The sequence below is a fragment of the Arthrobacter sp. 01T419 genome (genome assembly GCF_056398865.1).
Genome location: NZ_JBFTQF010000001.1, coordinates 333,576 through 348,675, shown reverse-complemented (window position 1 = coordinate 348,675; position 15,100 = coordinate 333,576). Strand labels below are relative to the sequence as shown.

The window sequence follows — 15,100 nt, the reverse complement described above, 5'->3', positions numbered from 1 at the left end:
ACGCAATCATGAAAATCCAGCCGAAGACGCTGCTTACCAGCGCTGCAGGCTTCCTCGTGGCGGTGGCTGCGTGGCAGCTGGTCGCCACCGGACCCATGGCCGGCGGGCCACTGCCCACGGTCACCTCGGTCGCGGGAAACCTCGCCGCCGTCGTCGTTACGGAGGCATTCTGGACTTCCCTGGCGACGACGGTGGGGATCGCCTTGCTCGGACTGTTGACCTCCGCCGTTGCCGGCATTGCACTGGGCATCCTGGTGGGAAGTTTTGAGCCGTTCCGCTACGCCACGGTGGCGGTCCTGGAGTTCCTCAAGCCCATTCCGCCGATCGTCATTCTTCCCTTGGTGGTCCTGGTCCTGGGGCCCACCGGCCAGATGTCCTGGTTCCTGGTGTTCCTGGGCTGCCTCCTGCCGATCATCATGCAGACCGTGGACGGGGTCCACGACGCCGATCCGGTGGCCCGCGATACGGCCCGTTCCTACGGACTCAAAGAGCCGGAGATCCTGCTGCGTGTGGTACTGCCCAGTGCGATGCCTTTCATCGGCACGGCCATCCGGGTGGCGGCGCCCGGCGCCCTGATCATCACTGTGGTAGCCGGCCTGTTGGGCGGCGGCCCAGGGCTCGGCCAGAGCATCTACCAAGCCCAAGCCGGTGGCGACTATCCGACCCTGTATGCCCTGGTGATCGTCCTTGGCGTGCTCGGAATGTTCTTCCAGGGCGCTACCAGCGCTGTGGAACGCCGCATGCTCCACTGGCACGAATCCTTCCGAGAGGCGGCACACCGATGAACCGCAAACTTCTGCTCTGGCTTCTGGGAGCGGGTACCCCGGTGCTGCTCCTGCTGCTGTGGTGGGCAACCTCGCTTCAATCTACCGACACGTTCTTTCCCCCGCTCAAGGACATCCTGCAGAGCTTCCAGCAGCTGTGGCTTTTCGCCCACTTCCAATCGGATGTCCTGGTCAGCCTGGGCAATCTGCTGCTGGGCTACGCGATGGCCTCGGTGGTAGGTGTGGTGCTCGGCTTTGTCATCGCCTTGGTGCCGGTGGCTCGGAACGTCCTTGAACCCCTGATCCATTTCCTACGCAGCATTCCGCCCGTTGCCCTGGTTCCGATCTTCATTTCGCTCATGGGCTTCGGCACTGAGATGCGGGTCTTCAGCATTGCGTTGGCGGCACTGTTCCCCACGCTGATTGCAACCGTTGATGGTATCCGCAGCGTAGATTCCGGGCTGAAGGACGTAGCCCGCGTGTACCGCTTCACGACGGCGGAGAAGGTCACCCAGGTCTATTTGCCCTCGGCGGGCCCGCAGATCTTTTCCGGGCTTCAAGTGAGCCTCCAGGTTGCTTTCGTGGTGATGATCGCCAGCGAAATGCTCGGCCCTTCGCAGGGCATCGGAGCAATGACCCTGCTGGCCCAGCAGAGCTTCATGATTTCGGACATGTGGGCCGGGATCCTGCTGCTGGGGGTCATCGGCTTCGCCGCGAACCTTGTCTTCAGCCTCATCCGCCGCCGGGTGCTCGCCTGGTACATCGGATCCCGTCGATTGGCCCGATCATCATGAAAACCATCTTCAGTACTTCCCGAACTTCCAGCGCCGCGACTGCGGCCCAGCCCGGAAAGAATGCCATGACCGAAGAGATCGCCCCCGCCGGGCCCGCGGATACCACGACGGCGCCGCCCCGCCTCGACGTTTCCCACCTCGCCAAGACTTACGGAACGGGGGACAAAGCCCGGACCGTCATCGAGGACCTGACATTCACTGTGGACGCCGGCGAAGTGGTCTGCATCGTCGGCCCATCCGGCGTGGGCAAGACCACCCTGCTCAAATGCCTTGCAGGCCTGCACCCCTCCAGCAGCGGGCGGGCCGCCATCGACGGCCGCACCATCAGCGGACCTCCGCCCGAAATGGCACTCGTGTTCCAGGACTACAACCGTTCGCTCATGCCTTGGCTCACGGTACGCAAGAACCTCATGCTTCCGCTGCGCCACCTTCACCTGAGTGCCGTCGAACTGAAGGAGCGCTGCGACGACGCCCTGGCCGCCGTCGGTCTCTCGCATGCCGAACACCAATACCCATGGCAGCTCTCGGGAGGCATGCAACAGCGTGTCGCGATTGCCCGCGCCCTCGCATACCGCCCGGAAATCCTGATCATGGATGAGCCGTTTGCTTCCGTTGATGCCCAGACCCGCTTCGACTTGGAAGACCTCTGCCTCAAGATCCGGCGCGATTTCAACATGACCATCCTGGTGGTCACCCACGACATCGATGAAGCGGTCTATCTGGCCGACCGGGTTGTGGTGCTGGGATCCAAGCCTGCCCGCGTCTTGCGGATTGTCGACGTCGACCTTCCGGCTCCGCGTGACCAGATCACCACGCGCTCGCTGCCCGAGTTTGCCCGGCAGCGCACCGATGTCCTCTCGCTCATCAAGCGGCCGGCATGACAAGAGGCAACGGCGGAACCACCGGCCGCCCCAACATCTTGTTCATCATCGCCGACCAACTGCGGGCAGACCATCTCGGCTTCGGCGGCAACAACACCGTCAGGACACCGAACCTGGATGCGCTCGCGGCCAGGAGCACCGTATTCACGGAGGCCACGGTAGCCAACCCCACGTGCATGCCCAACCGGGCCAGCCTCATGACGGGTCGGTGGCCCTCGGTTCATGGAACCCGCTGCAACGGCATCACCTTGGATCCTGTGGCACGAACACTGCCCCGGGTGCTGCGCGGCGAGGGATATCGGACGATCGGCGTCGGGAAGCTCCACCACCAGAATATGGGCTGGGAGTTCGAACCCCACCAGCAAGCGGAGATCGCCGCGGTGGCCCCATTGCTGGTAGAGCCGCGTGCAACAGATGCCAGGGAGCCCGGCTTTGCCCCGGGCTGGGACCAATGGGAAAACCGCGACGCCCACGACGAGCGGTTCATCGAGCTGCCCGCGGATTACTACGGCTACAACCATGTGGACCTTGTCATCGGTCACGGCGACCGGCCCGGCGGACACTACGTCCACTGGGCCCGTGAGCGCGGCATTGATCCGGCAGCGGTGGGCGGGCCTGAAAACTCGTCCAGTGCCTACAGCGGATGGGAACAGGTATACCAGACGGCGGTCCCGGCCGAACTGCACCCCAGCAGTTACGTCGGCGAGAAGGCGATCGAGCAGCTGAAAGATGCCGCAGGCCAGGACCAGCCGTTCTTCATGTTTGTCTCATTCCCGGATCCCCACCATCCCTTCTCGCCGCCGCAGGGATACGCCGACCTCTACGATCCGGACGCAATTGAACTCCCCATCGGCTTCAGCCAGGATCATTCGAGGTCGCCCGAGCATGTGCGCCGGATGATCGAACACCGCGGCGAACCGAACATCGATCCCACCATGACGTGGGCGGCCACCGAGGAACAGTACCGGCACGCGGCGGCCGCCCAGTACGGCTTGGTCACCCTGATGGACGAACACATCGGGCGGATCCTGGATGAATTGGAATGCCAGGGCCTGGCTGATGACACCATTATCGTTTTCACAGCCGATCATGGTGACCTCTTCGGCGACCATGGGTTGATGCTCAAGCATTTCGTTCACTACCGGGCCGTGACGAACGTTCCGTTGCTGATCCATGTGCCTGGCGGCATAGGCCGTCAAAGCGACGCACTCGTGTCCAGCACCGACCTTGCCCCGACCTTGCTGGAACTTGCCGGCGCGCCGTCCTACCGGGGGATCCAAGGCAGATCCCTGTCGCCGTTGCTGGAAGGCCGGACTGACATGCATCGGCAGCGGCTATTGGTCGAGGAGGAACAGCCCTTCGGCCTGGACGGGTTGCCAGGGCCGGTCCGTATGCGCACTGTGATCACCGCAGATGGCAGGTTGACCTGCTACTTCGGCAACGGGATGACCGAGCTGTACGACCATCGTTCCGATCCGGACGAGCTGGACAACCTCGCTGGAAATCCGGAGCACCGCGAGTTGGAGCAGCGGCTCATGCAGGCGATGCTGGAGGAAATGGCTGCCGTGGCGGATGAGGGAACGGCGCCCACGGCAGCCGCCTGAGGCTGAGCCAATTCGGGGCCGGAACTCCCTTTTCAAGTGCAAAGCCGTGGGCGTTCGTGCGCCTTTCTCGTTGATCAGGGCTCGTTGCGGTAACCAGTGGGCGAATTGCCGAAGGCGGCACGGAAGATGCGGCTGAAGTGCGCCGCATCCGTGAAACCCCAGCGGGCGGCGATGGCTGTGACGGGTCGTTTGGCCAGGACGGGATCCCGAAGGTCCCGGCGGCAGCGTTCAAGCCTGCGTTGTCTGATGGAAGCGGCCACGGTGGTGCCGATCTCCTGGAAGAGGTCGTGCAGGTGCCGGGTCGAAATGTAGTGCGCCGCTGCGATCGAGCCCGGTCCCAAGTCCGGATCGCCGAGATTGCTTTCGATGTAGTCGTGGATCCTGCTCAGCAACAGCAAGTGAGGGTCGCGGCCGGTGTCGATCAACTGGTCCAGCTCGCCGTTGAACAAAGTGGTAACGAGGTCCAGGGCGTTGTGGGCCAGGCGCAGGCCGTTGGCGCCGGACAATGCTTCCAGATTGTCTGCGAGGCGCACCAGGAAGGGGCTGATGATCTCTCCGAGGCCTTCGTTGCCGGGGATTCTCAGTGCGGTGACCTGTCCCATCGCTTCTGCCGGGAGGTCCAGCAGCCCGTGCGGAAACATGAGTACGAGTGTTCGGAACTCTCCGTCAAAGGAGAGCTCGTACGGCCTGGACGTGTCGTAAATGGCGAGGTCGCCAGGACTCAGCACGGCTTCCCGATCATCCTGGACGAGCCGGCCGCTGCCGGAGAGTTGGATGCTGAGCTTGAAATAGCGCCCCGTGGACTTTGCGATCAGCGCCGGGGTCCTCACAACAGTGTGCCGCCCGGCCTTGACTTCAACCACCGAGATGTCACCAAGAACCCGGGAACGCATGCTCCCATGAAACGTGGGAGCGTCGTTGGAGCGGACCATCAACGGCACGAACGACTCGGAGATGGCGCGGCTCCAGTCCTGGAAACTGTCGGCCACGACGGTGTGAACGGTGGCGGAGCCGGCATCGGCCACGGCGGTCATCAAACTCCTTCTTAAGTGCCCCCCGCGCCGCAGGCCGTTGGCCTGCCCGGTGTGAGCTTGGCCGCAATTCTACACTCCTGTGATTCGAAGCGTGCCGCGCGCATCCGGCGCGGTCCCTCGTGAGGGGCCGCGCCGTCGGCACGTCAATCATCGTGCGGGGTCGAACTCCTCGGGATGCACGGTGGTGGAAATCAAGCGGCCGAATGCCCCGAACGTGAAGTGCGTGGGCACCTCGCCCGACTCGTCGAGTCCGAACAGTGCGCCATGGGAACGGATGCTGCGCACGTTTCGGTGGTCAGCGATGGTTACCGAAGCGCAGGGGATGACCTTCTCACGCCAAGCAAAGACGAAGATGCCCGGGCGGATTTCGTAGACCGTGTTCTCATCGGTGTCGGCAAGGCCCTTCTCCGGGCCGGCAAGGCACTGCCAGGTGTACCACTCAGGGCTCAAGTAGATGTGCTCGTAGGCGTGCTCCGGGCTATAGACCCACAACACACGCCGGCCAATAAGGGCACGGCTCGGGGAGGGGGCTGTGCCATTCGTCGGAACTTCGACGATGGTGCCGGCGTCGAACAGCTGTTTTACCCGCGTGCCCTGCGAATCCTCTTCGTCGATGATTGTGACAACCGTCAGCGACCGGCCCGACTTCAGGTCCAGCACCAGGCTGACGGCGTCGAGCGGACGCACTTGGGTGTGGAACTGGACGAAGTAGAGGTCTTCCTCAACCTGGAATGCCTCGTAGGAATCATCTCCGCGCTCGTCGCCGTGCGGATCGCCCTCGGCCGCATCGTAGGCCCAAATCACGCGGTCTTCGGTGAACGTATGTGTGATCACGGATCCGTTCGAGGCATTGATGGTGATGGTCCGCCCGGCCAGGTCCGGTGAGTGGGGTGCCTTGTTGGCGTCGAAGCCAGGGGCCAGGCCATCCAAGGGCAGCCAATTGGCAGTGTCGAGAAGATTCACGCTCATGTGGTTCCTTCCAATTCTCAGCAGCGGCGCCGGCAGGCGCCGGCACTGCTTTGAGTATTGGGCGGATCGGGGGTCGAAGTCTTGTCTGCGAGGGAATGGCACTTGACCTGAGCGGAATGGGTTCCTCCGACGCCGGCCGGAAGTGCTTGCCTTAAGCCAGCTGGGACTCTATCCGGGCCGCGCTCGCGGCCAGCGCTTCCCCGACGGCGGATTGATCCTGTTCGCGGCGGATGTAGACGACGGCGATCGCCGCGGGCCGCCCGCCGGGCACCTGGACGGGAGCGGCCAAGGATGACAAACCCGCGATGACTTCGTCGTGGCTTGCGGCGTAGCCGAGCCGGCGTGCTTCGGCTGCCTCGGGCCGATAGGGCAAGCCCGGGGCGCGGGCGGCCCATTCGTCCTCGCTCATGGTGGACTGGATGGCGATTCCAGGCGCTCCGGTGTTCACGGGGTGGCGGGTACCGGGGTGTTGTGCCAAGGTTGCGGCCGAGTGGCGCGGCTCCACAGTGACCAGCGTGACGCAATCCTGATGGTCCCAGACCGCAACGAATGCCGTCATGTTCAGGGTGTTCGCAAGCTGCGTCAGCTCGGGGAGCGCGGCCGTCTGGAGATCGCGCGAGACGCCACGCGCCAGCACTGCCAAGCCGGGGCCGGGCTGAACTCGGCCGGCGTCATCGCGCACCAAAAGGGAGTGGTCCTCCAGCGTGCGCAGAATCCGGTAGGCCACCGAGCGGTGAACGCCCAGGGCCCCGGCAAGTTCCGCGATGGTCAAGGGGCGCTCCGCGGCGGCCAGGATTTCCAGGGCCTGGATTCCGCGGGAGAGCGTCTGCGACGGCGAGACGGTCGCCGTCGTTTCCTGCGGTTTCTTCGTGGCACTGGCGGACATCATGGGCTCCATCCTATGTTGGGGTCTAACGCGGCGGGTCCGCTGTCTTGTGCCGTGGACCGCAAAAGACTATGGTTCTGTATGAGAATTTGTTGTTCAAATATAGAACAAGTTCACATATGGAACAATCTCCAGCCAGGAATCAATGATGATTGCCAAGTCCAGCCAGAATGCTGAGCCCGGCCGCCCGGGCCGCACTTCGCGGCCGCGGGCACATCACTTCCGTGGCAGCCTGGGCCGATTTGCCACCGGCGTGGCCATCGTGACGTTTGACGGCCCCACCAAAAGGCACGGTATTACCGTGAATTCCTTCACCTCGGTGTCCATGGAACCGCCGCTGGTCCTTGTCAGCATCGCCCGCACCGCCAAAGCCCACGACGAGCTCGCCGGACGGCCGTTCAGCGTCAACATCCTGGGAGCGGAGCAGCAGGAGCTGGCCCTGCACTTCGCGGGACGTCCCGGGCCCGAGCCCCGATGGGTCGAAGGCGACACGGCGCCCCGGCTATCCAATGTCCTCGCCTACTTCGAATGCACGCCATGGGCTGCCTACGACGGCGGAGACCACACCCTCTATCTGGGTGAAGTGGTGGACTTCAACTACCGCAACGGGGACGCGCTCGCCTTCGCCAACAGCTCCTTCACCACCATCCCGGAAAGCCAATTGGGAATGGAGGATCTTCTGTAGTCGCCGCGGCCCACGGAATGCCGCATCCATCACGCAACGCCGTTTCAGCTCAACCGTCATTGGAGACAACCATGGGAATCCGGACCGGACAGCAGTACCTGGACAAGCTCAACTCGATGAACCCCCACGTCCTGATCGACGGCGAGATGGTCACCGAGAAGATCGCCGATCACCCGTCCTTCAGGAACGTCGCCCGCACATACGCGAAGCTCTTCGACATGCAGCATGACCCGAAGTATGCGGACGCCCTCACCTATGAATCGCCGACGACGGGTGATCGGGTGAGCGCCTCGTTCTTGGTGCCGCGCACCAAGGAGGACCTCGAACACCGGCACGCAGCCATCCGTGCCTGGGCCGAATACTCGCATGGATTCCTCGGCCGGACGGGCGACTACATGAACGGCGCGCTCACGGCCCTTTCAGGCGCGGAGAAGTGGTTTGCCCAGGCAGATCCGATGTTCGGTGAAAACATCCGCAAATACTACGAGCATTGCCGCGAGAACGATCTGCTGGCGACGCATACGCTGATTCCACCACAAGTCAACCGCTCGGTGTCCGGATCCGAGCAGCTCGGTGGCCAACTCTCGGCCAGGGTGGTGGAGGAGCGGGAAGATGGAATTGTCGTCCACGGGGCTCGCATGCTCGCCACGATCGCGCCGATCGCCGACGAACTCCTCGTCTTCCCGTCGACCCTCCTTCGCTCTACGCCGGAAGATGCTCCCTACTCATACGCCTTCGCCCTTCCGAATGACGCTCCGGGCATGCGCTACCTGTGCCGGACCTCCCTTTACAAGGGCGGAAGCACCCATGATGAGCCGCTCGCCAGCCGCTTCGAGGAGATGGACGCCGTGGTGGTTTTCGATCATGTCTTTGTCCCCAACGAGCGAATCTTCATGCTTGGCCACCCTGAACTGTGCAACGCGTTCTACTCGGAGACCGGCGCCGGGGCCCTGATGACCCATCAGGTGGTCACACGGACCATTGCCAAGAGCGAGTTCTTCCTGGGCCTTGCTTCGGAGATCGCAGCATCCATCGGGATCGACGGTTTCCAGCACATCCAGGAAGACCTTGCCGAGCTGATCGAGACCGTTGAAATCGGCAAGGCCCTCATGGTGGCCGCGGAGGCCCAGGCGGCTCCAAGCCCGGATGGCGTGTTCCTGCCGCATTGGCCCACCCTGAATGCGGCCCGCAACTGGTACCCGAAGGTCGCCCAGCGCTTCCCGGCAATCATCCGCAAGTTCTCGGCATCCGGCCTCATGGCTTTGCCGGGCGAAGCGGACCTGGCCAGCGAGGCGCTACCGGACATTGAGCTGTATCTGCAGGCGAAGACTCTGACGGGACCGGAGCGGGTGCGTCTTTTCAAACTCGCCTTCGACGCCAGCATTTCCGCGTTCGCCGGTCGCCAGGCCCTGTATGAGTACTTCTTCTTCGGCGATCCCGTCCGGATGGCCGGCGCCCTCGTCAACAGCTACGACCGAGAACCGGCCCGCGCCCGCGTGCGGGAATTCCTCGAACGGACAGACTGAACGCGCGGCAAGTCTCCAACGCTCGCTCACCTATGACCGGAAAACCCGCAACGCTCCTGCCAATTTGCGCACTACCCCGCCCGCTTCAAGAGCCGCACAGCGTCGTCGTCCGTCAGCTGTTCGAAGTGCTCGTAGAACGCGCCCACGGCGTGGAATTTGCCCGGCGTGTGCAAGCACATCATGAAGTCGCACACCCGGCTGATGGATGCCTGGGCTTCGAGGGACGACACCGGGACGGCGGCCACCACGGTCGCCGCCCCTCCCGCACGGACGGCTTCGACGGCGGCGCGCATGGTTGCTCCCGTGGCGAGTCCGTCGTCGACAAGCACCACAGTCTTGCCCGAAAGCTCGAAGTTGATACCGGGATAGGTTTTCACGCGCCGCAAGAGCTCGCCCCGTTCGCGTACCTCCACCGAGTCAAGCGAAGCCTGGGTGATTCCATGCCACAACATGCGTTCGGCCAGGGGTCGGTTGACCATGCGGACAATTCTGCCGTTGGACCAGGCAAGGGCGCCGAAGGCTGTTTCTTCACGCCCGGGGATGCCGAGTTTGCGCACCAGGACGGCGCCGTACGGCTGGTAGAGCTCGACGGCGGCCGCAGCCGCCACCGGGACTCCGCCGCGGGCCAGCCCAAGCAAGATCGTGTCCGGCCGTTCCCGGAGCTGCGGAAGCCCGGCTGCCAGGCGGCGTCCGGCGTCCGCACGGTCCTTGAAGCGCATGCCCATTCGTCTCACTTCCACGTCATCCGGCGCTGAATCAAGCCTACCTTTCTTGCCGCGACCGCTCCTCGCTGCCACGATGGGCCGTGTGAACAAGCCCATCGGTTATTGGATCAAACGCCTGGATGCCGCGCTGGAAGCGCATCTGGACAGTACCTTGGCCAGGTTGAAACTCAGCCGTAGGCAATGGCAAACCCTCAATGTCCTGGCTGAGGAACCTCTCAGCCCAGAGGATCTTGACGGCATCCTCAACCCTTTTTGGGGCGGCGATACGCGGCGTCGCGAAAATGAACTCGCAGCGCTGGTGGGCCGCGGAATGATCATCATGGTGGACGATCGCATCAGCCTCAGCGAACTAGGCCACGTAAAACATCTGGAAGCCCAGCGACTCGTCGAGGACTCCCGCCGGGACATCTCGATAGGGATAGGCATTGACGAATACGCCATGGCCCTGAGCGTGCTGGAGCGTATGACGCTCAACGCGGAACGGCTGGCCGGGTAGGGCATGCCGTTCCGCCACTAGCCTAGACGCCGAGGAACGCCACCGCAGCGTCCTTGAAAGCCCGGCTGGTGATGGCGTTGCTGTGGTTCCGTCCTGGGATAAGTAGTTGTTCCGCCATGCCACCGGCATGGCCCGCGATCGCGACGAGTTCAGGCATGGTGACCGCCCGTTCGTCCTTGTCGCCGGCCACCAGCAGCATCGGCATGTGCGGCACCGCCTCGGCAGGATCGTACGGTTCGCCCTTGATGGCCTCGATGAGCGACAAGAGCGCGAATAGATCGTTGCTCGGCAAGAGCTGCGCCATTTTGAGCAAGCCTGCGGTGGACTCGTCTTCGATGGGCGTGCCGTCGGCAAGGTAGTGTTGGGCAGCCACGAGATCGAAGGACGCCAGCGGGTCTTCCTTGTTCGGGCCGCCCAGCACCAGGCGGTGCACGAGTTCGGGCTGGGTCGCCCCGAATTCCCAGGCGAGCCGGGAGCCCAAAGAATAACCAATGATGTCGAGCCCGCTGGAAGGGTCACCGTCGCGCACGGGGCGTGCACCGGCGTCGGTCACTATCTGAAGCAGGTCCGCGCGGATACGGCTGGGCGAGTACGAGTCCAGGTCCTCGGGGGAGGCGCTCCGGCCGTGTCCGGGAAGGTCCACCGTGATAACGCGGCGGCCGGCGCCTTGCAGGGTGGTAATCCATCCTGTGTCTCCCCAGTTGAGTTTGCTGGAGGAAGAAAAGCCATGCAGGAGCAGGATGGGTCGCAGCCCGGCGTCGGTCCCCGCGGCGGGTTCATGGATTTCCACGAAGATATGGGGATCCGTTCCTTCCACGGTGTGGATGTGCTCTCCTGTGTGCCTGCCGCTCATGGTGTCAGTCCTCATCAAGTACGGCGCTCAGGCGGACCCGGCGCTTCGGTGCGTCATCCTTCGGAACCGTGCCCACCATGCCGGCAGTATCGTCCGGCACTTCGAACACCACCAGCGGCTCGCCGACGTTGATCGTGTCGCCCGGCGCGCCGTGGATACGGATCACTTTACCTGCCTGCGGGCTCGGCAACTCGAGGACGGATTTACTCTTTCCAGCTCTACGATGAGGCACTCCGTGCAGCTTTGACTTTGGCCCCGATCCGGCAGGCTACGGCGATGCACGCGATCAGCAGGAATGTGCCGATCAACTGGCCGGCGCTCTCGGCGTTCGAGAAGCCCACCACGAAGATGAGGGCGAGCAGTGCCAGTCCGAACACGGTGAGGAAGGGGAAGCCCTTCATGCGAAGGGGCAGCTCGGTTCCGTCGCGGTCGGCCCGGCGGCGCAAGATGAACTGCGACACGAGGGCTGTACCCCACACCACCAGGCACGTGGAGCCCACAAGGTTGAGCAATGCCGGCAGGACGCGATCGGGAAAGAGCAGTTCCAGCACGGTGGCGATGAAGCCGAAAGCGACGGAGACCCCGACGGCGGCCATAGGCACCTGAGCGCCGCGCAGCCGCGATAGGAAAGCCGGTGCTTCGCCGCGCTCAGACAAGGAGAAGACCATGCGCGAGGCCCCATAGAGGTTGGCGTTGAGCGCCGACAGCAGGGCCACGACGGCAACGAGGGTGATAGCCGTACCGGCTCCCGGAATGCCGGCAAGGTTCAGGACACCGGCGAACGGCGACTTCAACCCTTCTGAGTCGGAGGGAAGGACGGCCGCAATAACGAAGACGGATCCGATGTAGAAGACCAGGATGCGCCACACCACCGTGCGGATGGCTTTGCCGACGCTGTGTACAGGATCCTGCGTCTCAGCCGCCGCAACGCTGACGATTTCGGTGCCACCGAAGGCGAAGATCACGACAAAGAGCGCCGTGGCAATTCCAGCCCAGCCGGACGGTGCGAAGTTGGCGGTCATGTGTCCGAGGCCGGGGGAGGTCACTCCAGGCAGCCAACCGAACAGCAATGCCGCACCGATGACGAGGAACGCGACAATGGCGGCAACTTTGAGGATGGCAAACCAGAACTCGAACTCGCCAAAGTTCCGGACTCCGGCGAGATTGATCGCAGTGAAGGCCACCATGAAAACCAGGGCCAGTGCCCACACGGGAATAACCGGCCAGACAGAGAACAGTAGTCCTGCGGCACCAAGAGCTTCCGCGGCGATGACGACTACCAACTGCAACCACCAGAGCCAGCCGACCGTGGATCCGGCTGTTTTGCCCATGGCCTTTTCGGCATAGACGGAGAAGGCGCCGCTGTTGGGATTGGCGGCCGCCATCTCGCCGAGAGCCCACATCACCAGGATGATCAGGGTGCCCGCCACCAGATAGGAGATGAGTACTGCCGGGCCTGCCGCGTGGATTCCTGCGCCGGAGCCGAGGAAGAGGCCTGCGCCAATGGCACTGCCCAAGCCCATCATGGTCAATTGGCGAGGCTTCATCGAGTGGCCGAGGCCCTGCGAAGGAATGGCGGGCTTAACAGCGGTGGACTTCGTTGTCATTCGTGTTTACCTTCTTGTGGATGGATTGTCGCTTGATCCTCATGGGACTTATCGAATTTACCGCTTCCACAGGGAAAGTGGCGAAAAACACCTCTGAAGGCATGGTTGCAACTTGGTGCTGGGAGCGGCGGCCAAGGAGGACTGTGAAACATTTGGACTCTGGCCGTGCACGGTCGTACCATTAGTTCTAGTCATTTTGACTTTAACTATTTTCCTGGTCCCTGAGGCAAAGAAGCGGGGTGAATACCGTGTACGCCACCTCCGCGAATGTCGCAGAGCGCAGGCTCGCGCCGCCGTCGTTGGCCATATCAACGGTGATCTTCGCCCTCCGCCCGAGCGAAAGCTCGGGCCGCCCCACGCTGTGGCTGCCGCTGGTACGCCGCATCCGCGAACCGTTCAAGGATATGTGGGCGCTTCCCGGCGGTCCCTTGCAGCATGACGAGTCCCTCCAGGATGCCGCTTCACGGAACCTGCGCGAAACCACAGGATTGGTGCCTCAATACCTCGAGCAGCTCTACGCCTTCGGCGGCCTGCATCGCTCGCCCGCCCAGCGAGTTGTTTCGATCGTCTACTGGGCCTTGGTGCAGCCCACGGAAGCCGCACTGGCGGATGAATCAGAGAACGTCCGTTGGTTCCGGGCAGACAGGCTCGCCGAATTGGCCTTCGATCACAACGCGATCGTCGACTACGCGTTATGGCGGTTGCGCAACAAAATGGCCTACGGGTCCATCGCCTATCACTTGCTGGGTGAGTTCTTCACCCTGGCACAGGTCCGCGAAGTCTACGAGGCTGTCCTGGACCGTCAGTTGGATCCGGCGAACTTCCGCCGGCAAATCAAGGGAACACCGGAAATCGAAGAGACCGGTGAATACCTCCAGGGCGGAAAACACCGCCCGCCACGCCTCTACCGCTTCACCGGCACGCCCGGACTCGGGCCAGACAACAGGAGTACACCATGAGCAGCGTCAACACAGCTATTCAGCTGATCACGCGGGAGGAAGCCGAGAGTGGCCGTTCCGCGGCGGGCTCAACGTGCAGCCCCGCCTTGGCCAAAGGCCCGTGGGAGTACGACCTCGCTGAGGCCCGCGCCGGCATCCCCGCCTACGGTCCCGGAGCTTCCAGCTCAGACGACGCTCCAAAAGCCACACCCCGGCAGGGCCAGTTGCCTGAAGAGTACAAGGTGGCCAGCGGCGCCGAGCTCGACGCCCGGATCCGCGCGGCCAAGGAGACGCTCGGGGACCGGGCCGTCATCCTGGGCCACTTCTACCAGCGCGACGAGGTGGTCCAATACGCGGATTTCGTGGGCGATTCCTTCCAGCTGGCCAACGCTGCGCTGACCAAGCCCGACGCCGAGGCCATCATCTTCTGCGGCGTGCACTTCATGGCAGAGACTGCGGACATCTTGTCCAGCGAGGGCCAGGCCGTGGTGCTGCCGAACCTGGCCGCGGGCTGCTCCATGGCAGACATGGCCGACGAGGACTCGGTGGAGGAATGCTGGGAGCAGCTCGAAGAGCTCTTCGGCACCGCCCCTGATTCCGAAGGCCGTGCGCCGGTCATCCCGGTAACCTACATGAACTCGTCAGCAGCATTGAAGGCCTTCTGCGGACGCAACGGCGGCATCGTCTGTACGTCCTCCAACGCCAAGACGGTTCTCGAATGGGCATTCGAGCGCGGCCAGAGGGTGCTCTTCTTCCCCGACCAGCACTTGGGACGCAACACCGCCAAGGCACTCGGCGTGCCGCTGGAGCAGATGCCCATGTGGAACCCGCGCAAGGAATTCGGCGGAAACGACGAACAGACCCTGCTGGATTCCCGTGTCATCCTCTGGCACGGCTTCTGCTCCGTCCACAAGCGCTTCAACGTGGGCCAGATCGAGAAGGCGCGCGCCGAATTCCCGGGCGTGAACGTCATTGTGCACCCCGAGTGCCCCATGGAGGTTGTTGACGCAGCAGACGGCGCAGGCTCCACAGACTTCATCAAGAAGGCCATCGCCGCCGCAACCGAGCCCACCACCTTCGCGATCGGTACCGAGATCAACATGGTGAACCGCTTGGCCGCGGAGAACCCGCAGCACACCATCTTCTGCCTTGACCCGGTGATCTGCCCTTGCTCCACGATGTACCGCATCCACCCCGGCTACCTCGCTTGGGTACTCGAGGAACTGGTGGAAGGCCGCGTGGTCAACCGCATCACAGTGGACGACTCGGTCAAGGACAACGCCAAGATCGCCCTCGAACGCATGCTTGCCGCACGGCCGCTCTAGGCCACACCCCGTA

General features: G+C 63.5%; 15 protein-coding genes and 1 pseudogene. 9 read left to right on the top strand and 7 right to left on the bottom strand.

Features of this window, described 5'->3' with window-relative positions; genetic code table 11:
* Positions 1-8: 8 nt before the first annotated feature.
* From AC1DLO_RS01690 to AC1DLO_RS01675, 4 genes are all read left to right on the top strand, one after another.
* Positions 9-785, top strand: coding sequence for an ABC transporter permease (locus tag AC1DLO_RS01690; protein ID WP_476888575.1), 777 nt, complete (start codon positions 9-11; stop codon positions 783-785).
* Complete coding sequence (locus tag AC1DLO_RS01685) at positions 782-1,558, top strand: ABC transporter permease (RefSeq protein WP_476888574.1); 777 nt, start codon at positions 782-784, stop codon at positions 1,556-1,558. The genes AC1DLO_RS01690 and AC1DLO_RS01685 overlap by 4 nt, the downstream gene beginning before the upstream one ends.
* Positions 1,559-1,623: 65 nt before the next feature.
* The gene (locus AC1DLO_RS01680; protein WP_476888573.1) at positions 1,624-2,439 is read left to right on the top strand and encodes an ABC transporter ATP-binding protein; all 816 of its coding nucleotides are present in this window, start codon (positions 1,624-1,626) and stop codon (positions 2,437-2,439) included.
* A complete protein-coding gene (locus AC1DLO_RS01675) occupies positions 2,436-4,043 on the top strand; it encodes a sulfatase family protein (protein WP_476888572.1) in 1,608 nt (535 codons plus the stop codon). Before AC1DLO_RS01680 ends, AC1DLO_RS01675 begins: the two co-directional genes overlap by 4 nt.
* A 74-nt stretch (positions 4,044-4,117) precedes the next feature.
* Here the strand turns inward: AC1DLO_RS01675 and AC1DLO_RS01670 are convergent, their stop codons facing one another.
* From AC1DLO_RS01670 to AC1DLO_RS01660, 3 genes are all read right to left on the bottom strand, one after another.
* Entirely contained in the window at positions 4,118-5,077 is a 960-nt protein-coding gene (locus tag AC1DLO_RS01670) for an AraC-like ligand-binding domain-containing protein (RefSeq protein WP_476888571.1), read from the bottom strand.
* A gap of 147 nt (positions 5,078-5,224) precedes the next feature.
* Positions 5,225-6,046, bottom strand: coding sequence for a molybdenum cofactor biosynthesis F family protein (locus AC1DLO_RS01665; RefSeq protein WP_476888570.1), 822 nt, complete (start codon positions 6,044-6,046; stop codon positions 5,225-5,227).
* A gap of 151 nt (positions 6,047-6,197) precedes the next feature.
* Entirely contained in the window at positions 6,198-6,932 is a 735-nt protein-coding gene (locus AC1DLO_RS01660) for an IclR family transcriptional regulator (protein ID WP_260404821.1), read from the bottom strand.
* Positions 6,933-7,080: 148 nt separating this feature from the next.
* On the opposite strand from AC1DLO_RS01660, the gene AC1DLO_RS01655 reads away from it, so the two are divergent.
* Both AC1DLO_RS01655 and hpaB read left to right on the top strand, forming a co-directional pair.
* A complete protein-coding gene (locus AC1DLO_RS01655) occupies positions 7,081-7,617 on the top strand; it encodes a flavin reductase family protein (protein WP_184737481.1) in 537 nt (178 codons plus the stop codon).
* A 71-nt stretch (positions 7,618-7,688) separates the two neighbouring features.
* Positions 7,689-9,143: a 4-hydroxyphenylacetate 3-monooxygenase, oxygenase component gene (hpaB, locus tag AC1DLO_RS01650; protein ID WP_476888569.1), complete on the top strand. Its 1,455-nt coding sequence runs from the start codon at positions 7,689-7,691 to the stop codon at positions 9,141-9,143.
* Between the two features lie 71 nt (positions 9,144-9,214).
* Here the strand turns inward: hpaB and AC1DLO_RS01645 are convergent, their stop codons facing one another.
* A complete protein-coding gene (locus AC1DLO_RS01645; RefSeq protein ID WP_476888765.1) occupies positions 9,215-9,868 on the bottom strand; it encodes a phosphoribosyltransferase in 654 nt (217 codons plus the stop codon).
* A gap of 46 nt (positions 9,869-9,914) precedes the next feature.
* Between AC1DLO_RS01645 and AC1DLO_RS01640 the strand changes: the two genes are divergently transcribed.
* Positions 9,915-10,364 carry a MarR family transcriptional regulator gene (locus tag AC1DLO_RS01640; protein ID WP_476888568.1) on the top strand — a complete coding sequence of 150 codons (450 nt, stop codon included), beginning with the start codon at positions 9,915-9,917 and terminating at the stop codon, positions 10,362-10,364.
* 22 nt (positions 10,365-10,386) lie between these two features.
* On the opposite strand, the gene AC1DLO_RS01635 is transcribed toward AC1DLO_RS01640, so the two are convergent.
* The 3 genes and pseudogenes from AC1DLO_RS01635 to AC1DLO_RS01625 all read right to left on the bottom strand — a co-directional run bounded on the left by AC1DLO_RS01635 (position 10,387) and on the right by AC1DLO_RS01625 (position 12,824).
* A complete protein-coding gene (locus tag AC1DLO_RS01635) occupies positions 10,387-11,217 on the bottom strand; it encodes an alpha/beta fold hydrolase (RefSeq protein ID WP_476888567.1) in 831 nt (276 codons plus the stop codon).
* 4 nt (positions 11,218-11,221) lie between these two features.
* A pseudogene (locus AC1DLO_RS01630) lies at positions 11,222-11,425 on the bottom strand (biotin/lipoyl-containing protein); the annotation flags it as partial.
* Between the two features lie 10 nt (positions 11,426-11,435).
* A complete protein-coding gene (locus AC1DLO_RS01625; RefSeq protein ID WP_476888566.1) occupies positions 11,436-12,824 on the bottom strand; it encodes an amino acid permease in 1,389 nt (462 codons plus the stop codon).
* A gap of 248 nt (positions 12,825-13,072) precedes the next feature.
* Here AC1DLO_RS01625 and AC1DLO_RS01620 point away from each other — a divergent pair, with 248 nt between their 5' ends.
* Both AC1DLO_RS01620 and nadA read left to right on the top strand, forming a co-directional pair.
* Entirely contained in the window at positions 13,073-13,783 is a 711-nt protein-coding gene (locus AC1DLO_RS01620) for an NUDIX hydrolase (RefSeq protein WP_184737485.1), read from the top strand.
* Entirely contained in the window at positions 13,780-15,087 is a 1,308-nt protein-coding gene (nadA, locus tag AC1DLO_RS01615; protein WP_476888565.1) for a quinolinate synthase NadA, read from the top strand. The genes AC1DLO_RS01620 and nadA overlap by 4 nt, the downstream gene beginning before the upstream one ends.
* Positions 15,088-15,100: the final 13 nt, after the last annotated feature.

What these genes read in the sequence shown, in the direction of transcription:
- AC1DLO_RS01690 (WP_476888575.1), top strand. Translation starts at nt 9, where the DNA reads ATGAAAATCCAGCCGAAGACGCTGCTTACCAGCGCTGCAGGCTTCCTC.
- AC1DLO_RS01685 (WP_476888574.1), top strand. Translation starts at nt 782, where the DNA reads ATGAACCGCAAACTTCTGCTCTGGCTTCTGGGAGCGGGTACCCCGGTG.
- AC1DLO_RS01680 (WP_476888573.1), top strand. Translation starts at nt 1,624, where the DNA reads ATGACCGAAGAGATCGCCCCCGCCGGGCCCGCGGATACCACGACGGCG.
- AC1DLO_RS01675 (WP_476888572.1), top strand. Translation starts at nt 2,436, where the DNA reads ATGACAAGAGGCAACGGCGGAACCACCGGCCGCCCCAACATCTTGTTC.
- AC1DLO_RS01670 (WP_476888571.1), bottom strand. Translation starts at nt 5,077, where the DNA reads ATGACCGCCGTGGCCGATGCCGGCTCCGCCACCGTTCACACCGTCGTG.
- AC1DLO_RS01665 (WP_476888570.1), bottom strand. Translation starts at nt 6,046, where the DNA reads ATGAGCGTGAATCTTCTCGACACTGCCAATTGGCTGCCCTTGGATGGC.
- AC1DLO_RS01660 (WP_260404821.1), bottom strand. Translation starts at nt 6,932, where the DNA reads ATGTCCGCCAGTGCCACGAAGAAACCGCAGGAAACGACGGCGACCGTC.
- AC1DLO_RS01655 (WP_184737481.1), top strand. Translation starts at nt 7,081, where the DNA reads ATGATTGCCAAGTCCAGCCAGAATGCTGAGCCCGGCCGCCCGGGCCGC.
- hpaB (WP_476888569.1), top strand. Translation starts at nt 7,689, where the DNA reads ATGGGAATCCGGACCGGACAGCAGTACCTGGACAAGCTCAACTCGATG.
- AC1DLO_RS01645 (WP_476888765.1), bottom strand. Translation starts at nt 9,868, where the DNA reads ATGGGCATGCGCTTCAAGGACCGTGCGGACGCCGGACGCCGCCTGGCA.
- AC1DLO_RS01635 (WP_476888567.1), bottom strand. Translation starts at nt 11,217, where the DNA reads ATGAGCGGCAGGCACACAGGAGAGCACATCCACACCGTGGAAGGAACG.
- AC1DLO_RS01625 (WP_476888566.1), bottom strand. Translation starts at nt 12,824, where the DNA reads ATGACAACGAAGTCCACCGCTGTTAAGCCCGCCATTCCTTCGCAGGGC.
- nadA (WP_476888565.1), top strand. Translation starts at nt 13,780, where the DNA reads ATGAGCAGCGTCAACACAGCTATTCAGCTGATCACGCGGGAGGAAGCC.